We start from the raw sequence: 17,365 nt of genomic DNA, 5'->3' as shown, positions 1-17,365 counted from the left end.
TCGACGGCGAGCCGGGCCGGCGGCCGGCCGCCGCCGTGCTGGCTGAGCGGCGACTCGGCCGCTGGCCCGGCGGCGGGCGGCATAGGGTGATCTCGTGACTGAGATGAACTACCGCCGGCTGGGCGACTCCGGACTCGTGGTGTCCGTGGTCGGCATCGGCTGCAACAACTTCGGCCGCAAGCTCGACCTCGACGGCACGCGCACGGTGGTCGACGCCGCGCTCGACGCCGGGATCAACTTCTTCGACACCGCGGACATCTACGGCGAGCCGCAGGGCGCCTCCGAGGAACTGCTCGGCCAGGCCCTCAAGGGCCGCCGGGACGACGTGGTGGTGGCCACCAAGTTCGGCATGGACATGCACGGCCTGAACGGGCCGGACCACGGCGCCCGCGGCGCCCGCCGGTACATCGCCCGGGCCGTCGAGGCGTCGCTGCGCCGGCTCGGCACCGACCACATCGACCTGTACCAGATGCACGAGCCCGACCCGGGCACCCCGATCGACGAGACCCTCGCCGCCCTGGACGACCTGGTCCGCGACGGCAAGGTCCGCTACCTCGGCAACTCGAACTTCGCCGGCTGGCAGATCGCCGACGCCGACTGGACCGCGTCCTCCCAGGGCCGCACCCGGTTCATCTCCGCGCAGAACCACTACTCGCTGCTGGAGCGAAGCGTCGAGGCGGAGGTCATCCCGGCCTGCGAGCGGTTCGGCCTGGGCATGCTGCCGTTCTTCCCGCTGGCCAACGGCCTGCTCACCGGCAAGTACAAGCGGAACGAGGCGCCGCCGGCCGGCAGCCGGCTCTCCGGCGGCGGCCGGTACGCCGCGCGGCTGGCCGCGGCCGACTGGGACACCATCGAGGCGATCGAGGCGTACGCGGCCGAGCGTGGCCTCACCATGCTCCAGGTGGCCATCGGCGGGCTGGCCGCCCGCCCGGCGGTGACCTCGGTGATCGCCGGCGCCACCACCCCGGAGCAGGTGCGTGCCAACGCCGAGGCGGGCGCCTGGCAGCCCACCGACGAGGACCTGGACGCGCTCGACGCGATCCTCTGACCGGCCTTCCCCTGCCCCGGTGCCGTGTTCGGCACCGGGGCAGCCTGCTGTCCAGCCGTCGCTTGCCGGCACACGCCGCCTGCGGGTACCTCACCGCTTTTGGCCGGGCCGGCAGGCGCCGCGCCGCCTGCTGGTGCCGGCGGGCACCCTCGGGTGCTGCTGCCGCCCCGCGCCCACGTCGGGCCGGGCGCGGCCCCGCGGGACGAGGCACTCGCCGCTGCGTGGGTGCCGAGCCCCGTCGGTGGAACACCATGGGTGTCTCCCGGTCGCTGACACACCCATGGCGTTCCACAGAGCGAGAGAGGTCCCGCCGGGTCAGCGGGGGACGGGGGTGGTGCCGCGTTCGCGGAGGGCTCGGGCGACCAGGCTGATGGTGGCGCGGGGGTGGCGGAGGACGTCGTCGGCGGTGAAGCGGAGGACGAGCCAGCCGGCCGCGCGGAGGGCGTTGAGGCGGGCGACGTCCTGGCGGAAGTGGGCGCGTTCCCGGTGGTGGTCGCCGTCGTACTCGACCGCGACGCGCAGCGCCGGCCAGGCGAGGTCCACTCGGCCGACGAAGCGGCCCCGGGCGTCGAGCACGTCGTGCTGGGCGTTCAGTGGGCCCAATCCGGCGTCGAGCAGGAGCAGCCTCAGCCGGGTCTCCATCGGCGACTCGCCCAGCGGCTCCGCCAGCGCCAGCACCTCTCGCAGCAACGAGATGCCCGGCCAGCCGCCGCGTTCGTCGGCGTAGGCGCGCAGCGCGGGGAGCTTGACGACCCGCCGGTGCAGCAGCGCACGGTCGGCGTCCGGGAGGGCCGAGCGGGTGACGTGCACCCGGGAATGGGGGCGCATCCGAGCGGCCCGGGGCAGCACGACGGCGACCGGAGCATCGCGGTCGAGCAGGTCGGCACCCCACAGGTACGCGGCGCTCAGCCCGGCAATGGCCGCGCCGAGCGGCAGCCGCAGCCCGACCGCGTCGCACCACATCCGGTGGTCGTCCGGGCAGTATCCGTCGCGGTGCACGTACACGTCCGGCAGCAGGCGTCGCCAGGCCGGGCCGCGCAGCACCGTCCAGCTCAGGTGACCGCCGGCGACGGCGGCGCTGCCGCGGAACGGCAGGCACGTCAGATGACGCGGAATCCGGGCGGTCGAGGGCATTCGGACAGCATGTCGTGAGTGGACGGTCACGCGCTGTCCCCGCCGTCCATGCGGGGCGGTGGGTGGGAAAAGTGTCACCCACCCTTGGCGGATCCGGGGGAACGTCGTACGGTAGGCCGCAAGTGACCCACGGGAGCCCGGTGCGTACCGGGCTGAGAGGGGGGCTGGAAGCCCCCGACCGTCGAACCTGATCCGGGTAATGCCGGCGCAGGGAGGAGTGTTGCCGTGCCGTCCCTGGGACGACTGCATCTGATCACCGACACCCGGCCGGGGCGGGACGCGCTCGCCGTGCTGCGGGCCGCCCTGCCGGTGGCCCGCGCCGAGCTGGTCGTCCAGGTCCGGGTGGCGGACGAGGCCACCGATCGGGAGGCGTACGAGCTGGCCCGCCGGGTGGTCGCGCTGTGCCGGCCGTACGGGGCGATGTGCCTGGTCAACGACCGGTTGCACGTGGCGCTGGCGGTGTCCGCCGCGGGCGGCCACGTCGGGGCCGACGACCTGCCGGTGGCGGCGGCCCGCCGGGTGCTCGGCGCCGGCGCCGTGCTCGGCGCGACCGCCCGGGAACCGGTGACCGCCGCCGAGGCGGTCGCCGCCGGAGCGACCTACCTGGGCGTCGGCCCCTGCCACGCCACCACCACCAAGACGGGGCTGCCCGACCCGATCGGCCCCGCGGGCGTACGCGCGGTCGCCGGCGCCGTGGACGTGCCGGTCATCGCGATCGGTGGGGTGACCGCCGCCTCCGTGCCGGCGCTGCGCGCCGCCGGGGCGTACGGGGTGGCGGTGGTCGGGGCGATCTCCGCCAGCCCCGATCCCGCACGCACGACTGCCGAACTGATCGAGGCCCTGGCATGCTGACCCGACCGGACGTCGCCATCGTGGGGGCGGGACCGGTCGGGCTGGCGATCGCGTGGCGGTGCGCATCCCGGGGACTGCGCATCACGGTGCACGATCCGGCCCCCGGCTCGGGTGCCTCGCACGTCGCCGCGGGCATGCTCTCGCCGGTCGCCGAGGCGTACTTCGGGGAGCACGAGCTGACCGGGCTGCTCGCCGAGTCCGCCGTCCGCTGGCCCGGGTTCGCCGCCGAGCTGGTCGAGGCCGCCGGCACCGGGATCGGGTACCGCACCGACGGCACCCTGGTGGTCGGGCTGACCGCCGACGACCTGGCCGAGGCGCGCCGGCTCTGGACGTACCAGCAGGGGTTGGGGCTGCCGATCACGCCGCTGCGCCCCTCGGAGCTGCGGGACCGCGAACCGGCGCTGGCCCCGCGCGTGCGCGGCGGCGCGGTCGCCCCCGGCGACCACCAGGTCGACCCGCGCCGGCTGGTCGCCGCGCTGCGGATCGCGGCCGAGCGGGCCGGCGCGGTGTGGCGGCCGGGCCCGGTCGGCGCCCTGTCCGAGGTGGACGCCGGGGTCACCGTGGTCGCGGCCGGCTGCGGCGCGGCGGCGCTCACCGGGCTCCCGGTCCGCCCGGTGAAGGGCCAGGTGCTCCGGCTCCGCGCGCCCGGTCGCGGCGCGCCGGACTTCCGGCACGTGATCCGGGGGTACGCCGACGGCGAGTCGGTCTATCTGGTGCCCCGGGACAGCGGCGAGGTGGTGGTCGGGGCGACGGTCGAGGAGCGCGCCGACACGGAGGTCACCGCCGGCGGGGTGCTCCGGTTGCTCCGCGCCGCCGTGGACCTGGTCCCCGAGCTGGCCGAGTACGACCTGGCGGAGGCGTCCGCCGGGCTGCGTCCCGGTACGCCGGACAACGTGCCGATCATCGGTGCCTTGCCCGGCCGGCCCGGCGTGCTCGCCGCCACCGGACACCACCGGCACGGCATCGTGCTCACCCCGGTCACCGCCGACCTGGTCACCGAGCTGATCCTCACCGGCGAGCCGGACCCGCTGCTCGCCCCCTTCACCCCCGACCGGTTCGCCGGCACCAGCGCGCCGGTCACCACGGGCCGGGGCCGGACCGCATCCGCCATCGAGGAGGAGACGTGCAACTGATCGTCAACGGCGCGGGGCGTGACCTGCCCGGCGGGACGACCGTCGCGGACGTGGTCCGCGTGGTCACCGACCAGCAGCGTGGCCTCGCGGTCGCGGTCAACGGCGAGGTGGTGCCGCGCGGCGGCTGGTCGGCGACCGTGCTGCGCGACGGCGACCGGGTCGAGGTGCTCAGCGCCGCCCAGGGCGGGTGAGCGGCGTGCCGTTCGAACTCGGCGGGGTCGGCTTCGGCTCCCGGCTCATCCTCGGCACCGGTGGCGCGGCCAACCTGCACGTGCTGGAGCAGGCCGTCCGCGCCTCCGGGACCGAGCTGGTCACGGTGGCGCTGCGCCGGGTGGACACCGCACCGGGCACCGCCGGCGGGCTGCTCGACGTGCTGGACCGCTGCGGCGTACGGATGCTGCCGAACACGGCCGGCTGCTCCACCGCGTCGGAGGCGGTGAAGGTGGCCCACCTGGCCCGGGAGGCGTTCGGCACGGACTGGGTGAAGCTGGAGGTGATCGGGGACGACCGCACCCTGCTGCCCGACGGGGTGGAGCTGCTGCGGGCGGCCGAGGAGCTGGTCGCGGACGGGTTCACCGTGCTGCCGTACACGTCGGACGATCCGGTGCTGGCCCGGCGGCTGGCCGACGTGGGGTGCGCGGCGGTGATGCCGGCCGGCGCCCCGATCGGTTCCGGCCTGGGGGTGAGCAACCCGCACCACATCCGGCTGATCCGGCAGAGCGTCGACGTGCCGGTGATCCTCGACGCGGGCATCGGCACCGCCTCCGACGCGGCGCTCGCCATGGAGCTGGGCTGCGACGCGGTGCTGCTGGCCAGCGCGGTCACCCGGGCGGCCGACCCGGTGGCGATGGCCACCGCGATGCGGCACGCGGTGGCGGCCGGGCGGCTCGCGTACCGGGCGGGCCGGATCGCCCGCCGCTTCCACGCCCTCGCCTCCACCCCCGACGACGGACGGCCCGACCTGTGACGGCACCGACCGGGGTCACCGCCCGATCGGCGGGACGAGATCTTGGAAGCGTACGGCCCCTGGAGGGGCCCGAATCCTCCAAGATCTCGTCGAGCGCCGCGCGGGCGCGAGCCCTCCCGTCGGGGGTGGTGCTGCTGACGGATCGGTGGGTGGCGCGCAGGCCACTGGTGGCGGTGATCGCGGCGGCGGTGGCCGGGGGAGTGCGCTGGGTGGTGCTGCGGGAGAAGGACCTGCCGCGCGCCGCGCGCCTCGCCCTCGCCGTCGAGCTGCGCGCGGTACTCGCCGAGGTGGGCGGCACCCTGATCGTCGCCGGCCCGGACCCGCTCGACGGGGCCGCCGTGCACCTGCCCGCCGCCGGTCCCTACCCGCCGCCGCGCCTCGGCCTGGCCGGCCGCTCCTGCCACGACCGGGCGGAACTCGCCCGACTCACCACAGAGGACTACGCCACCCTCTCCCCGGTCCACGCAACCAGGACCAAACCCGGCTACGGCCCAACCCTCGGAGCGGCCGGCCTCGCCGAGCTGATCGGAGTCAGCCCCGTCCCGGTCCTGGCCCTCGGCGGAGTCGAGACGCCTGACCAGGTCAGGGCGTGCGTCGAGGCAGGCGCCGCCGGAGTGGCCGTGCTCGGCGCACTCATGCGAGCCGAAGACCCCACCGAGGTGGCCGCCACGCTCACCGCCGCGGCTCACGAGACGGTTGGTCGGCCCGGTCACGGGGCGGCCCGACCAGCACCGACCCCGGCGCAAGCCGTCCCAACGGCGGTCACCCCGGTGGCGCCAAAGCCCAGCCTTCGCGCGGCGGTCTCCACGTCAGGGCTGCGGCCGACCGTGCCCACGGAGGGATCAAGCCTGACCGCCCGGAGTGGGCACGGTCGGCCGCAGCCCCCAACCGCAACCAGAGACGGGGAACAGTGACGCCGAAAACCGTACTCACCATCGCCGGCAGCGACTCCGGCGGAGGAGCCGGCATCCAGGCCGACCTCAAGGTCTTCGCCGCCCTCGGCGCGTACGGCACCAGCGTGCTCACCGCGGTCACCGCGCAGAACACCCGAGGCGTCGACGCCGTCCTGCCGCTGCCCCCGCAGACCGTCCGCGACCAGCTCGACAGCGTGCTCGGCGACTTCGCGGTACGCGCGGTGAAGACCGGCATGCTCGGCACCCCGGCTGTCGCCGACGCGGTGGCCGAGGCGGCGCGGGCCGGCCGGCTGCCCCGGCTGGTCGTCGACCCGGTGCTGGTCGCCACCAGTGGACACCGGCTCGGCGTGGTGGAGGCGGTCGAGCGACTGCTCCCGTACGCCGAGGTGGCGACGCCGAACTGCGCGGAGGCCGCCGCCCTCACCGGACGTCCGGTGACCACGGTCGAGGAGATGGTCGCGGCGGCCGAGACCCTCGCGGCCGCCGGTCCGGCGCACGTGGTGGTCACCGGCGGTGACCTGGACGCCGCCGGCGAGTCGGTGGACGTGCTGGTCGGCGGCGGGACGACCAGACTGCTGCGGGCGCCCCGGGTGGCCACCCGGCACAGCCACGGCACCGGCTGTTCGTTCTCGGCCGCGATCGGCGTCCGGCTGGCGGCCGGCGAGCCGGTGCCGGACGCGGTGGCCGCCGCCAAGGAGTACGTGACCCGCGCGCTGACCGGCGCGCGGCACTGGGAGCTGGGCGCGGGACGCGGCCCGCTGGACCACTTCGGCTGGTCCTGTTGACCATCAGGGAGGCTGTCATGCAGGCACGACGCAAGGTCTACGTGGAGGGGTCACGGCCGGACCTCCGGGTGCCGTTCGCCGAGGTGGAGCTGACCGGGGACAACCCGCCGGTCCGGCTGTACGACACCTCCGGCCCCGGCTCCGACCCGGCGGTCGGGCTGCCGCCGCTGCGCGGGCCGTGGATCGCCGAGCGGGGGGACGTCGCCCCGGTGCGGGGGGCGGGCACGCCGCTGGCGGGCGCGGACGGGAAGCGCCCGACGCAGCTCGCGTACGCCCGGGCGGGTCTGGTCACCCCGGAGATGGAGTTCGTGGCGATCCGGGAGGGCGTCGCGCCGGAGTTCGTCCGGGACGAGATCGCCGCCGGCCGGGCCGTGCTGCCGCTCAACGTCAACCATTCCGAGTGCGAGCCCGCGATCATCGGCAAGGCGTTCCTGGTGAAGGTGAACGCCAACATCGGCACCTCGGCGGTCACCTCCTCGATCGCCGAGGAGGTGGAGAAGCTGACCTGGGCCACCCGGTGGGGCGCGGACACCGTGATGGACCTGTCCACCGGCAAGCGGATCCACGAGACGCGCGAGGCGATCGTGCGCAACTCCCCGGTGCCGATCGGCACCGTGCCGATCTACCAGGCCCTGGAGAAGGTCGGCGGTGACCCGGTGAAGCTGAGCTGGGAGGTGTTCCGGGAGACCGTCGTCGAGCAGGCCGAGCAGGGCGTCGACTACATGACGGTGCACGCCGGGGTGCTGCTGCCGTACGTGCCGCTCGCGGTGGACCGGGTGACCGGGATCGTCTCCCGGGGTGGCTCGATCATGGCGGCCTGGTGCCTGGCGCACCACGAGGAGAACTTCCTCTACACCAACTTCGCCGAGCTGTGCGCGCTGCTCGCCAGGTACGACGTCACCTTCTCCCTGGGCGACGGGCTGCGGCCGGGCTCCATCGCGGACGCCAACGACGCGTCGCAGTTCGCCGAGCTGAAGACCCTCGGCGAGCTGACGAAGGTGGCCTGGGAGCACGACGTCCAGGTGATGATCGAGGGCCCGGGTCACGTGCCGATGCACAAGATCAAGGAGAATGTGGACCTCCAGCAGGAGTGGTGCCACGAGGCGCCCTTCTACACGCTCGGCCCGCTGACCACGGACATCGCGCCCGCGTACGACCACATCACCTCGGCGATCGGGGCCGCGATGATCGGCATGTTCGGCACCGCGATGCTCTGCTACGTCACCCCGAAGGAGCACCTCGGGCTGCCCGACCGGGACGACGTCAAGGCGGGCGTGATCGCGTACAAGATCGCGGCGCACGCGGCGGACCTGGCCAAGGGGCACCCCGGGGCGCAGGCCTGGGACGACGCCCTCTCCAAGGCGCGCTTCGAGTTCCGCTGGGAGGACCAGTTCAACCTTTCGCTGGACCCGGAGACCGCGCGGTCGTACCACGACGCGACGCTGCCGGCCGAGCCGGCGAAGACGGCACACTTCTGCTCGATGTGCGGGCCGAAGTTCTGCTCGATGAAGATCACCCAGGAGCTGAAGGACTACGCGGCGCGGGGGATGAGGGACAAGTCCGAGGAGTTCGTCTCGGCCGGGGCCCGGGTCTACCTGCCACTGGCCTGAGCGCCCGCCGGGGGCGGGCCGGTCGCACCGCCGGCCCGCCCCGGGGGGTCAGTCGCGGTGGTGGCGGCCGGTGCGCAGCGTACGGGTGTCGTCGGAGTCGTCGTCCGAGGCGAGGCCGGCGACCCAGTCGACGTACTCCTCGTCCTGCGCCAGCGACTCGGCATCGCGGTCGTCCGGGGGCGCCTCGCTCTTGGCCCGGTTGCGCCGGAACAGGCCCCGCCGCTGCTTCCCCTTCCCGCCGTCGGTCTCGCTGGCCGCCGCGTTCGGGGCGGCCCCGGTGTGCGAGGTGTCGACCGTCGGCGGTGTCCCGGCCGCGGCGGGAGCCGCGTGCCGCCCCTCGTTGCTGGCCTGCGACGCCGCCGGGGTGCCGGTGGTGGTGTGCCGGCCGGCGGCGAGCGCGTCCCAGCCGGTGCTCCGGCCCAGGTCAGGCAGGGCGCGATGGCGGGGACGCGGCGCGGGCTCCATCGGGCCGGGCTCGCTCGCGGCGGCCTCGCTCGTGGTGGTGCCGTCCGGGTCGGTGCCGTCGGGCGTGCCGGCGGTGCCGCGTGGGGCGACCGGCCGGCTCGGCGCGGGTGCGACCGGCCAGGCGGGACGGACGCTGCCGGGCACGTCCTCGAAGACCGGGAAGCGTGGCCGGGGCGACGCCGGTGGGTCGACCGGGTCAGCGGGGCCGGCCTCCACCGGCTCGGGGTCGAAGAAGAACCGCCGGTCACTCGGCCGGCTGTCGGTGGTGGGGTCCGGCGCCGCCCCGACGGGCGCCTCCGGCCCCGCCGGCAGGGCGGCCGTTGGCTCGGCGGTCGGGAGGGCTGACGGCTCGGCCGGCGGCTCGGCGGGCGGGACGGCCGGCGGCTCGGCGGGCGGTTCGGTGGGCAGGACGGCCGTTGGTTCGGCCGGCGGCTCGGCGGGCGGCGGTGTGCCGGGGGCGTCCGCCGGCTCCGTGGACGTCGTCGTCCCGGCCGGTTCCGTGGCGGCCGGGCTGGTCCGGCTCTTGCGTCCGCGCTTGGACCGGCCGGCCGGGCGCGGTTCGGCCGGTGCGGCGCGGTCCGGTGCCGGGGTCTCCGCCGCCGGCGCCTCCGGCCCCGTCACCTCCGCCGCGCCCGGGCCGGTGGCCGGCGCCGCCGGTTCCGCCCCGGTGCCGGTCACCCGGGCGGCACCGGCTCGCGACGAGGACGGCCGCTGCCGGCGGGGCCGGGATACGGCGGGCGTGGCGGCCGTGGTGTCGGACGCCGGGGCGGTGGTCGCCGCCTCCCCCGCCGGGGGTACGTCCGGCGACCCGGACTCCGCCGCGGGCGGGGCCGGGTCCGGCGTCTCGGGCAGCCGCGGCGCGGCGAGCTCCGGCGGCGCCGGGTCCGGAGCCGTGGGCGTCGAGGTCACCGGTGCCGGGAGGTGCGGTCGCTCGGCGGGCACCGGATCCGCGAGCCGCGCCACGGGTGCGGCCGGCGTCGCGGCGGCCGGGCCGGCCGACTCGACCGGCGGGCGACCGGCGGCCAGCACGTCGATCGCGGCGGTCCGCCGGCCGGGCGGCAGCAGCCCCGGCACCGGCAGCGTCCGCGTCAGCTCCTCGGTCTCCCGTACGGTGAGGCGCCCGTCCCTGACCGCGCCGTCGATCAACGCAGCCGCCCGGGTCGGCTCGTCGGTGTTCGGGTTGTCGATCAGCTCGACGCGGGTCGGCTCGTCCGTGCCTGCGACGTCGAGAAGGCCGGTCCGGGCCCGCTCGTCCGTGCCCCGGTTGGCGGTCACGCCCGCCCGCGTCGGCTCGTCCGCTCCCGGGCCGGCGGCCAGGTCGGCCCGCACCGGCTCGTCGGCCAGGGCCGCCCCCGTCGGCTCGGGCGTGCCCAGGTCACCGGTCACGCTGACCCGAGCGGGCTCGTCGACCAGGTCGGCCCGGGCCGGCTCGTCCGGGCCTCGGTGGCCGGCCACCGAGGCCGGCGCCGGGCCGGCGGGCCAGCCGGTCGGGGTCCGCTCGCCGGAGGCGGCGGCGACCTCGTTCTGGCGGCTGTCCGGGCCGGGGACCACCTCGCCCCGCCGGGCCCGGCGGGCCGGCACCGGCGCCGGCGTGATGCCGGAGGGCGCCGGCCAGTCCCAGTGGGCGGGGGTGTGCCGGCCGGCGCCGGCGGCACCGACCTCCCGTTCGTCGGCGCTCCGGGCGGGCTCGTGGTCCGTACCGTCCGGGGCCAGCCGCGTGGCCAGGGCCGATGTCTCGGCGGCCGCGGCGCCGGGGGTGGCGGGCGGCGCCGGCAGGGGCTGGAGGATGTCGGTGGGCTCGATGGCGTCGGACCCGGCGTCGATGGCCGGCCGGGGCAGCACCGTGGTGGCGGCCGAGCCGAGCGCGCCGGCCGCGACCGCGACCAGCGCGCCGTAGTAGGGGGCGAGCTGGTAGCGGTCGGCGGCGTCGCCGGGGCCCGCGGTCAGGTACGCGAAGGCCAGCAGCACCGGCCCGGCCGCCCCCGCCGCCCCGCCGACCAGCGGCAGGTGACCGCGGCGGCGGGCCAGCGCGCCGACCGCCGCGCCGGCGAGCAGGGCCAGCGTCGGCAGGATCAGCATGGCCAGGCGCTGCGCCGCCCCGGCGTCCAGCCAGGACGGTTCCAGCACCCCCAGGCGTACGGTGTGCAGCGGGTCGGTCGAGGCCACCGCCGGTGCGGCGGAGAGCAGCGCGAGCAGCCAGACGGCCGCCGCGGTCAGCACGATGTTCCACCCGAAGGGCGGCTTGAGCAGGACGGCGATCGAGGCGCCGGCCCCGACCACCGCGCCGAGGATCGCGCAGATGCCGACCGCCCACACCGGGTCGACGGTGCCGCCGAGTTCGGCGGCGCGGGCCGGCTGCATGCAGAGCGGCGCGACCACGGTCGCGCCCAGCGCGGCGGCGCCGGCGACGGAGAGCTGTTCGGTGGTGCCACCCGGGAACCCGTCCCGGCGGGCGAGGCGCTCGGTGAGCACGGCACCGGCCACCGCGGCGACCGCCGCGAACCAGCCGACCCAGGCGAGCTGGGCGGGCCACCGGTTGACCGAACCGTCGGCGAACGCGCCGTCGAGGCGTACGACGCCGAAGCCGTACGCGATGCCGAGCTGGCCGGCCCCGGCCAGCACGCTCACCCCGAGCGCCGTGAGCAGCAGCCTGCCCCACGTCCGAAAGGCCATGTCGGGCACGTTACGGCCCAGTGCGGTCGATCGCCACTTGCCACTCCTTACGCGGAGCGGCGGGTCCCGGGGGTGGCTACTTCAACTCGACCAGCCGGGCCAGGTAGGTGGTGTCCCCGACGTTGGTCAGCATGTGCACCGCGCCCGGGTCGCGGTAGACCACCCCGCCGGTCGGCTCGTCGGCGTCGATCTTCGTGCCGTCGATCGTCTGCACCACGTTCTTTGCGCCCTGGATCGCCACCACCAGGTACGGGTGGTCGTGCCGGTGCAGCGGCTGCCGCTCGCCCGGCTCCAGCCGGATGTGCCAGACCCGCACCCGGTCGTTCTCGTACACGATCTCCTGGCCGACGGGGCCGAGTTCGAGGTCGGCGGAGAGGTCGGTCATCGGGTTCCGTCCAGTTGGGGGAGCACCTCGGCGGCGATGAGCTCCAGATGGTCGAGGTCGTGGAAGTCGATCAGGCGCAGGTGCACCCGGGTGGTGCCGATCGCGGCGAACTCGCCGAGCCGGTGGACGAGCTGCGCGGGGGAGCCGACCACCGCGTCCTCCGGCGGCAGGGCGCTCCTGGCGTGCAGCGGCGCGGCCCGGCGTTGCGCCTCCGCGTCGGTCCGCCCGATGGCGACCACCACCCCGGCGGAGAGCACCAGCGGCGCGCGTCCCGAGTCGGAGCGGCCGATCCGGTGGGACGCCTCGCGTACCCGCTGGTAGGCGGCGGCCGTCTCGGCGACGGTCTTGAACGGCATGTTGAACTCGTCGGCGTACCGGGCGGCCAGCTCGGGGGTGCGCTTCGGGCCGCGCCCGCCGACGATCACCGGCGGGCCGGGCAGCTGCACCGGCTTGGGCAGCGCGGGCGCGTCCAGGAGCTGGTAGTGCTCACCCTTGAAGCTGTACGTCTCGCCGGGCGGGGTGCGCCACAGCCCGGTGACGACCTCGAGCTGCTCGGCCAGCCGGTCGAACCGCTCGGCCACCTCCGGGAACGGGATGCCGTACGCGGTGTGCTCCCGCTCGTACCAGCCGGCGCCGATGCCCAGCTCGACCCGGCCGCCGCTCATCTGGTCGACCTGGGCGACCATCACGGCCAGCGGCCCGGGCGGCCGGAAGGTGGCCGAGGTGACCAGGGTGCCGAGCCGGATCCGGGAGGTCTCCCGGGCCAGCGCGGCGAGGGTCAGCCAGGCGTCGGTGGGTCCGGGCAGCCCCGGCTCGTCGCCCATCGCCCGGTAGTGGTCGGCCCGGAAGAAGCCCTCGAAGCCGGTCTCCTCGACCCGCCGGGCGAACCGGAGCTGGTCGTCGTAGCTGGCCCCGCGGTGCGGCTCCGTGAAGACGGAAACCCGCATGCTCACTGTCCTCCCGCGCCGGCCGGTGCCGCCGTCTCCGCCGGCTCGGCCGGGGCGGGCACGCCCGGGGCGTCCCGCTCCATCAGCAGCTCGTGCAGCTCGGCGCTGATCCGGGCCACCTCGGCGAGGTGCTCGTGGCGGCCCAGGGTGCGCGGCCGGGGCACCTTCACCTCGACGACCTCGCGGATCCGGCCCGGGCGCGGGCTGAGCACGACGACCCGGTCGGCGAGCAGCACCGCCTCGTCGATCGAGTGGGTGACGAAGACGATGGTCGCCTTCGTCTCCATGTGCACCCGCTGGAGTTCGCCGGAGAGTTCCTCGCGGGTGAGCGCGTCGAGCGCCGAGAAGGGCTCGTCCATGAGCATGACCCGCGGCTCGCCGATCAGCGACCGGCAGAGCGAGACCCGCTGCTGCATACCGCCGGAGAGCTCGTGCGGCAGGCGCTTCTCGAAGCCGCCCAGGCCGGCCATCTCCAGCAGCGCGCGGGCCCGGTCGCGGTGCTTCGCCCGGCGCCAGCCGAAGATCTCGACCGGGAGCAGGACGTTGTCCAGCACCGTGCGCCAGGGCAGCAGCGCGGGCCGCTGGAACAGCATGGCGATGTCCCGGCGGGGCTTCGTGATCGGGGTACCGGCCACGGTGATCTCGCCCCCGGTGACCGGGAGCAGACCGGCGATCATGCGCAGCAGGGTCGATTTGCCGCAGCCGGAGCGACCCAGTACGGCGACGAACTCGCCCTCGGCGACCTCGAGGTCGATGCCGCGCAGCGCCTCCACCCGGCCCGAACGGCCGTCGAAGGTGCGGGACACCCCGGACAGTCGGATCATCTCGCCGCCGGCTCCCTTCCGCGTGCTCAACACGAGCCGGGCTAGCGTAGCCGGAGAGGCTCCCTATAGCACCGTCCGGGGTGGACGTCAGTCCACTTTCCGTCAGGCAACTTCGTTTCCGTTCCGCAACCGTACGCCCGGGCATCGTCGCGCTGCGCTTCTCGTACGCTGTTGCGCGCGAAGAGTCCCCTCACGACGGTCCCGTCGGCTGCCCCCTCCTGTCGACACCGTCGGACCCACGACCCGTCCGGGCGAACATGCCTGGTCGGAAAGGACATGGTGCACTGATGAGAAGGCTGACCCGTACGGTCGCCGCCGCCGCGCTGGCCACCGCCCTCGCCCTGGTCTCGGGTTGCAGCAGCGACTCGGACAAGTCCGGGGAGACCAAGACCGCGGGTGGCGCGGCCCTGGAGAAGGTGACCTACCTCACTTCCTTCGGCAACTTCGGCCGTGACTCCTACGCCTGGGTGGCGAAGGACAAGGGCTTCTTCAAGGAGGCCGGCTTCGACGTCGACATCAAGCCGGGCCAGGGCTCCGGCGACGTCATCAAGCTCGTCACCGGCGGCCAGGCCGACTTCGGCCCGATCGACCTGACCGGCGGCATCCTCGAGGTCGGCAACGGCCAGGCCAAGGACTTCGTCGCGGTGGCGGCGATCCAGCAGCGCACCATGGCCGCCATCGTCTCGGTCGAGGGCAAGAACATCGCCACCCCGAAGGATCTCGAGGGCAAGAAGATCGCCGACACCCCGTTCTCCGTCGTGCGCAAGCTCTTCCCCACGTACGCCCGGCTGGCCGGCATCGACGCCAGCAAGGTGACCTGGGTGAACGGTGAGGCCGCGGGGCTGATCGGCATGCTGGGCGCCGGCTCGGTCGACGGCATCGGTCAGTTCGTGGTCGGCCAACCGACCGTCGAGGCGGTGGCCAAGAAGAAGCCGGTCGTGCTGCCCTACAGCAACGTGATGACCGACCTCTACGGCAACGCGCTGATCACCTCCACGAAGACCGCCAAGGAGAAGCCGGAGATGGTCAAGCGCTTCACCGCGGCGCTGCTCAAGGGCCTGGAGTACGCGCTGGCCCACCCGGAGGAGGCCGGCCAGATCCTCAAGAAGAACGTGGACGCCGCGAACCCGCAGGCCGCCGCCGCCGAGCTCCAGCTGATGGCCGCGTACGTCCGGTCGAGCAACTCCGGCACCGCGCTGGGCACCCTGGACCCGGGTCGGGTCGCCAAGAGCATCGCCCTGTTGCAGGGCGCGGGCGCGCTCAAGCAGAACATCACCCCCGACCAGATCATCGACTTCAACCTCGCGCCGAAGGCCTGACCGGTCGGCTCGGGAATCGGGGGTGCGTACCCGCCGGGGTTCCGGTGGGGCGCACCCCTTTCGCGTGCCGGCCGTGCGGCCGGCCGAGAGAGGAGGACACCTTGGCGCAGTTGACCGCAACCCCGGCGGCGGAACCCGCCGCGACCACCCGGAGCCGGTCCGGCGTACGCCCCTCGGCGGTGGCACTGCCGGCGTTCGGGCTGGTGATCGCGGTGGCGGCCTGGTGGCTCGTCACCTCCGGGCTGCACCTGGTGCACCCGGCGGCGCTGCCGCCGCCGCAGGCCGTGTGGCGCGGGCTGACCGGGAGCGCGCACGTGCTGCTGCCGGCCCTGGGCATCACGGTCTGGATGACCCTGCTCGGCTTCCTGCTCTCCACGGCGGCCGGGGTGCTGATCGGGATGGCGCTGGCCGCCTCGAACCGGGTGGAGCGGATGTTCGCGCCGCTGCTGGTGGCGGTGAACGCGGTGCCGAAGATCGCGTTCGGCCCGCTGCTGGTGGTGGCGGTGGGCTGGGGGCAGAAACCCATCCTGACCATGGTGTTCCTGCTCTGTTTCTTCCCGATCGTGCTCTCCACCGCGACCGGGCTGACCACCACGCCGGCCGACCTGGCCGAGCTGGCCCGCTCGTGGAACGCGTCCTGGTGGCAGTCGTTCCGCAAGGTGCGCCTTCCGGCCGCCCTGCCGCAGATCTTCGTCGGCCTGAAGGTGGCCATGCCGCTCGCCGCGATCGGCGCGGTGATCGGCGAGTTCTACTCCGACAAGCCCGGCCTGGGCTACCAGATCCTCCAGTACAACGGCGTCGGCGACACCGCCACGGCCTGGGCCGCCATCGTGCTCGTCGCGGCCATGAGCATCGCCCTCTACTCCGCCCTGACCCTCGCCGAGCGCCTGCTCCTCCCCTGGGTGAGAGCCACCACCTCAGCAAGATAACCACGGCGGGGTACCCACCTCGGCGACGTGACCAAGTCGACAGTGGACCGACCATCGACCGTAGACCCAAGGGATCCACAGAAACGGACGGACGGCGGGCGCCCACCGAGGTGTTGGCCCCGGCGCAACCGGCGGAGGGATCAAGCCTGACCGCCCGGAGCCGGTTGTGCCGGGGCCAACACCCCAACCGCAACCACTAGCCAGCCAACCGCCAGCGACCACCCCGCGCCACCAACGTCGTCAACGCCTGCGGCATCAACCCCGAGTGGTTGTCCGGCGTCATCCGGATCGGCCCGGTGAGGCCGTCGAGCTGCGAGGTCTCCAGGACGTCGCGCAGCGCGTCCCGGTTCACCGTGCCGGGCCCGCCGCCGGCGCGCAGCTCGGCGTCCGCGATGAGCTGCACCGCGTCCGCGGCGAACGAGGAGAACCCGTTGTAGCCGCCGTAGCGGGCGGTGTAGTCCTGGAACCACTGCCGCCGGGCCGCCTTGGCCGGGGTGGTGGCGATGACGTCGTCGATCACCATGGTCTGGGTGAAGATCAGGGTGGCCCGCTCCGTGGATCGGGCGGAGGCGCCGAGGAAGAGGTCGCCGGCCGCCGAGGCGTCGAGGAAGAGCGACCCGGCGAAGTTGTCCTGCCGGGCGTTGGTCGCGGCGAGCGCCGCCTGCTCCGGGGGCGTCCAGACGACCAGCGCGTCGGGCTTCTTCTCGACCAGGCTGGCGACCTGTCCGCTGACGTCGGTGTCGGTGGGGCGTACCGCCTCCCAGCGGACGAGCCGGAGGCCGGCCTTGGAGAGTTCGCCGCGCAGCGCGTTCAGCCCCTCCTGGCCGTAGCTGTCGGCGCTGTGCAGCAGGGCCACCTTGTTGAGCCCGCGGCGCTTCAGTTCGGTGGTGAGGGCGGCCGCGCTGTCGGCGGCGTTCGGGGCGAGCTTGAAGACGTACCGCCGTTCGGCGACCGGTTCGGTGATCTCGCCGGAGGAGGCGAGCGTGATGGTCGGAATACGCTTCTCGCCGATGGTCCGGACCGCACCGGTCGCACATTCGTTGCAGCCGCCCATGATGATGGCGCTGACCCGTGCGTCACTGCTGAAATCGTTGATGTTGCGCAACGATTCTGCGGCGTCCGACCGGTTGTCCTTCACCGTGAGCTTGATCTTCCGACCGCCCAGTGCGCCGGACGAGTTCAACTGCTCGACCTTCAGTTCCAGCGCCCGTTGGTACACCTTGCCGATCGGCGCGGAGGCACCGGAGAGTTCGAGGTCCGCAGCGATCACGATGGGGCTGGTGTCCTGCGGTTCCCCGCCGGACTGGCAGCCGGTGAGCGTGGTGGCCAGCACGGCCGATGCGAGCGCCGCGATGCTCGCGGAGCGGATGGGGCTCAACT

Annotated in this window: 16 protein-coding genes and 1 riboswitch; of the genes, 10 read left to right on the top strand and 6 right to left on the bottom strand. The window is 74.7% G+C overall.

Annotation, left to right across the window (positions count from 1 at the left end):
- The first annotated feature begins 103 nt into the window (after window positions 1-103).
- Complete coding sequence (locus ACGFI9_RS27525; protein ID WP_393182499.1) at window positions 104-1,048, top strand: aldo/keto reductase; 945 nt, start codon at window positions 104-106, stop codon at window positions 1,046-1,048.
- 315 nt (window positions 1,049-1,363) lie between these two features.
- Here ACGFI9_RS27525 and ACGFI9_RS27520 read toward each other — a convergent pair whose 3' ends face one another.
- Window positions 1,364-2,182 carry an endonuclease domain-containing protein gene (locus tag ACGFI9_RS27520; RefSeq protein WP_393182392.1) on the bottom strand — a complete coding sequence of 273 codons (819 nt, stop codon included), beginning with the start codon at window positions 2,180-2,182 and terminating at the stop codon, window positions 1,364-1,366.
- Window positions 2,183-2,302: 120 nt separating this feature from the next.
- Window positions 2,303-2,413: riboswitch (TPP riboswitch) on the top strand.
- Between ACGFI9_RS27520 and thiE the strand changes: the two genes are divergently transcribed.
- The 7 genes from thiE to thiC all read left to right on the top strand — a co-directional run bounded on the left by thiE (window position 2,408) and on the right by thiC (window position 8,443).
- Window positions 2,408-3,034, top strand: a complete 627-nt coding sequence (gene thiE / locus ACGFI9_RS27515; RefSeq protein ID WP_393182391.1) for a thiamine phosphate synthase — start codon at window positions 2,408-2,410, stop codon at window positions 3,032-3,034. It overlaps the preceding riboswitch by 6 nt.
- Window positions 3,028-4,167, top strand: coding sequence for a glycine oxidase ThiO (gene thiO, locus ACGFI9_RS27510; protein WP_393182389.1), 1,140 nt, complete (start codon window positions 3,028-3,030; stop codon window positions 4,165-4,167). Before thiE ends, thiO begins: the two co-directional genes overlap by 7 nt.
- A complete protein-coding gene (gene thiS / locus ACGFI9_RS27505) occupies window positions 4,158-4,358 on the top strand; it encodes a sulfur carrier protein ThiS (protein WP_393182387.1) in 201 nt (66 codons plus the stop codon). Before thiO ends, thiS begins: the two co-directional genes overlap by 10 nt.
- Window positions 4,355-5,134 carry a thiazole synthase gene (locus tag ACGFI9_RS27500; RefSeq protein WP_393182385.1) on the top strand — a complete coding sequence of 260 codons (780 nt, stop codon included), beginning with the start codon at window positions 4,355-4,357 and terminating at the stop codon, window positions 5,132-5,134. Before thiS ends, ACGFI9_RS27500 begins: the two co-directional genes overlap by 4 nt.
- 59 nt (window positions 5,135-5,193) lie before the next feature.
- Window positions 5,194-6,048 carry a thiamine phosphate synthase gene (locus ACGFI9_RS27495; protein WP_393182497.1) on the top strand — a complete coding sequence of 285 codons (855 nt, stop codon included), beginning with the start codon at window positions 5,194-5,196 and terminating at the stop codon, window positions 6,046-6,048.
- Window positions 6,045-6,833, top strand: coding sequence for a bifunctional hydroxymethylpyrimidine kinase/phosphomethylpyrimidine kinase (thiD, locus tag ACGFI9_RS27490; RefSeq protein WP_393182383.1), 789 nt, complete (start codon window positions 6,045-6,047; stop codon window positions 6,831-6,833). Before ACGFI9_RS27495 ends, thiD begins: the two co-directional genes overlap by 4 nt.
- Before the next feature lie 17 nt (window positions 6,834-6,850).
- On the top strand, window positions 6,851-8,443 hold the full coding sequence (thiC, locus tag ACGFI9_RS27485; RefSeq protein WP_393182381.1) for a phosphomethylpyrimidine synthase ThiC: 1,593 nt from the start codon (window positions 6,851-6,853) through the stop codon (window positions 8,441-8,443).
- A 48-nt stretch (window positions 8,444-8,491) separates the two neighbouring features.
- Here the strand turns inward: thiC and ACGFI9_RS27480 are convergent, their stop codons facing one another.
- The 4 genes from ACGFI9_RS27480 to ACGFI9_RS27465 all read right to left on the bottom strand — a co-directional run bounded on the left by ACGFI9_RS27480 (window position 8,492) and on the right by ACGFI9_RS27465 (window position 13,737).
- The gene (locus ACGFI9_RS27480) at window positions 8,492-11,581 is read right to left on the bottom strand and encodes a hypothetical protein (RefSeq protein ID WP_393182379.1); all 3,090 of its coding nucleotides are present in this window, start codon (window positions 11,579-11,581) and stop codon (window positions 8,492-8,494) included.
- A 76-nt stretch (window positions 11,582-11,657) separates the two neighbouring features.
- Window positions 11,658-11,966, bottom strand: coding sequence for a cupin (locus ACGFI9_RS27475; protein WP_265008790.1), 309 nt, complete (start codon window positions 11,964-11,966; stop codon window positions 11,658-11,660).
- Window positions 11,963-12,913, bottom strand: coding sequence for an LLM class F420-dependent oxidoreductase (locus ACGFI9_RS27470; RefSeq protein WP_393182377.1), 951 nt, complete (start codon window positions 12,911-12,913; stop codon window positions 11,963-11,965). Before ACGFI9_RS27470 ends, ACGFI9_RS27475 begins: the two co-directional genes overlap by 4 nt.
- Before the next feature lie 2 nt (window positions 12,914-12,915).
- A complete protein-coding gene (locus tag ACGFI9_RS27465; RefSeq protein ID WP_393182376.1) occupies window positions 12,916-13,737 on the bottom strand; it encodes an ABC transporter ATP-binding protein in 822 nt (273 codons plus the stop codon).
- 287 nt (window positions 13,738-14,024) lie between these two features.
- On the opposite strand from ACGFI9_RS27465, the gene ACGFI9_RS27460 reads away from it, so the two are divergent.
- Together ACGFI9_RS27460 and ACGFI9_RS27455 are read left to right on the top strand one after the other, a co-directional pair.
- Window positions 14,025-15,056 (top strand): ABC transporter substrate-binding protein, encoded by a 1,032-nt coding sequence (locus ACGFI9_RS27460; RefSeq protein ID WP_393182374.1) that lies wholly within the window; start codon window positions 14,025-14,027, stop codon window positions 15,054-15,056.
- 101 nt (window positions 15,057-15,157) lie between these two features.
- Window positions 15,158-15,985, top strand: a complete 828-nt coding sequence (locus ACGFI9_RS27455) for an ABC transporter permease (protein ID WP_393182372.1) — start codon at window positions 15,158-15,160, stop codon at window positions 15,983-15,985.
- A gap of 196 nt (window positions 15,986-16,181) precedes the next feature.
- On the opposite strand, the gene ACGFI9_RS27450 is transcribed toward ACGFI9_RS27455, so the two are convergent.
- Complete coding sequence (locus tag ACGFI9_RS27450; RefSeq protein WP_393182370.1) at window positions 16,182-17,363, bottom strand: ABC transporter substrate-binding protein; 1,182 nt, start codon at window positions 17,361-17,363, stop codon at window positions 16,182-16,184.
- Between the last annotated feature and the right edge of the window lie 2 nt (window positions 17,364-17,365).

Source organism: Micromonospora sp. NPDC048930 (assembly GCF_043197935.1).
In the GTDB taxonomy this organism is placed as follows: Bacteria; Actinomycetota; Actinomycetes; order Mycobacteriales; family Micromonosporaceae; genus Micromonospora.
The sequence above is the reverse complement of the archived record's forward strand: the minus strand, read 5'-3'. Positions and strand labels throughout refer to the sequence as shown.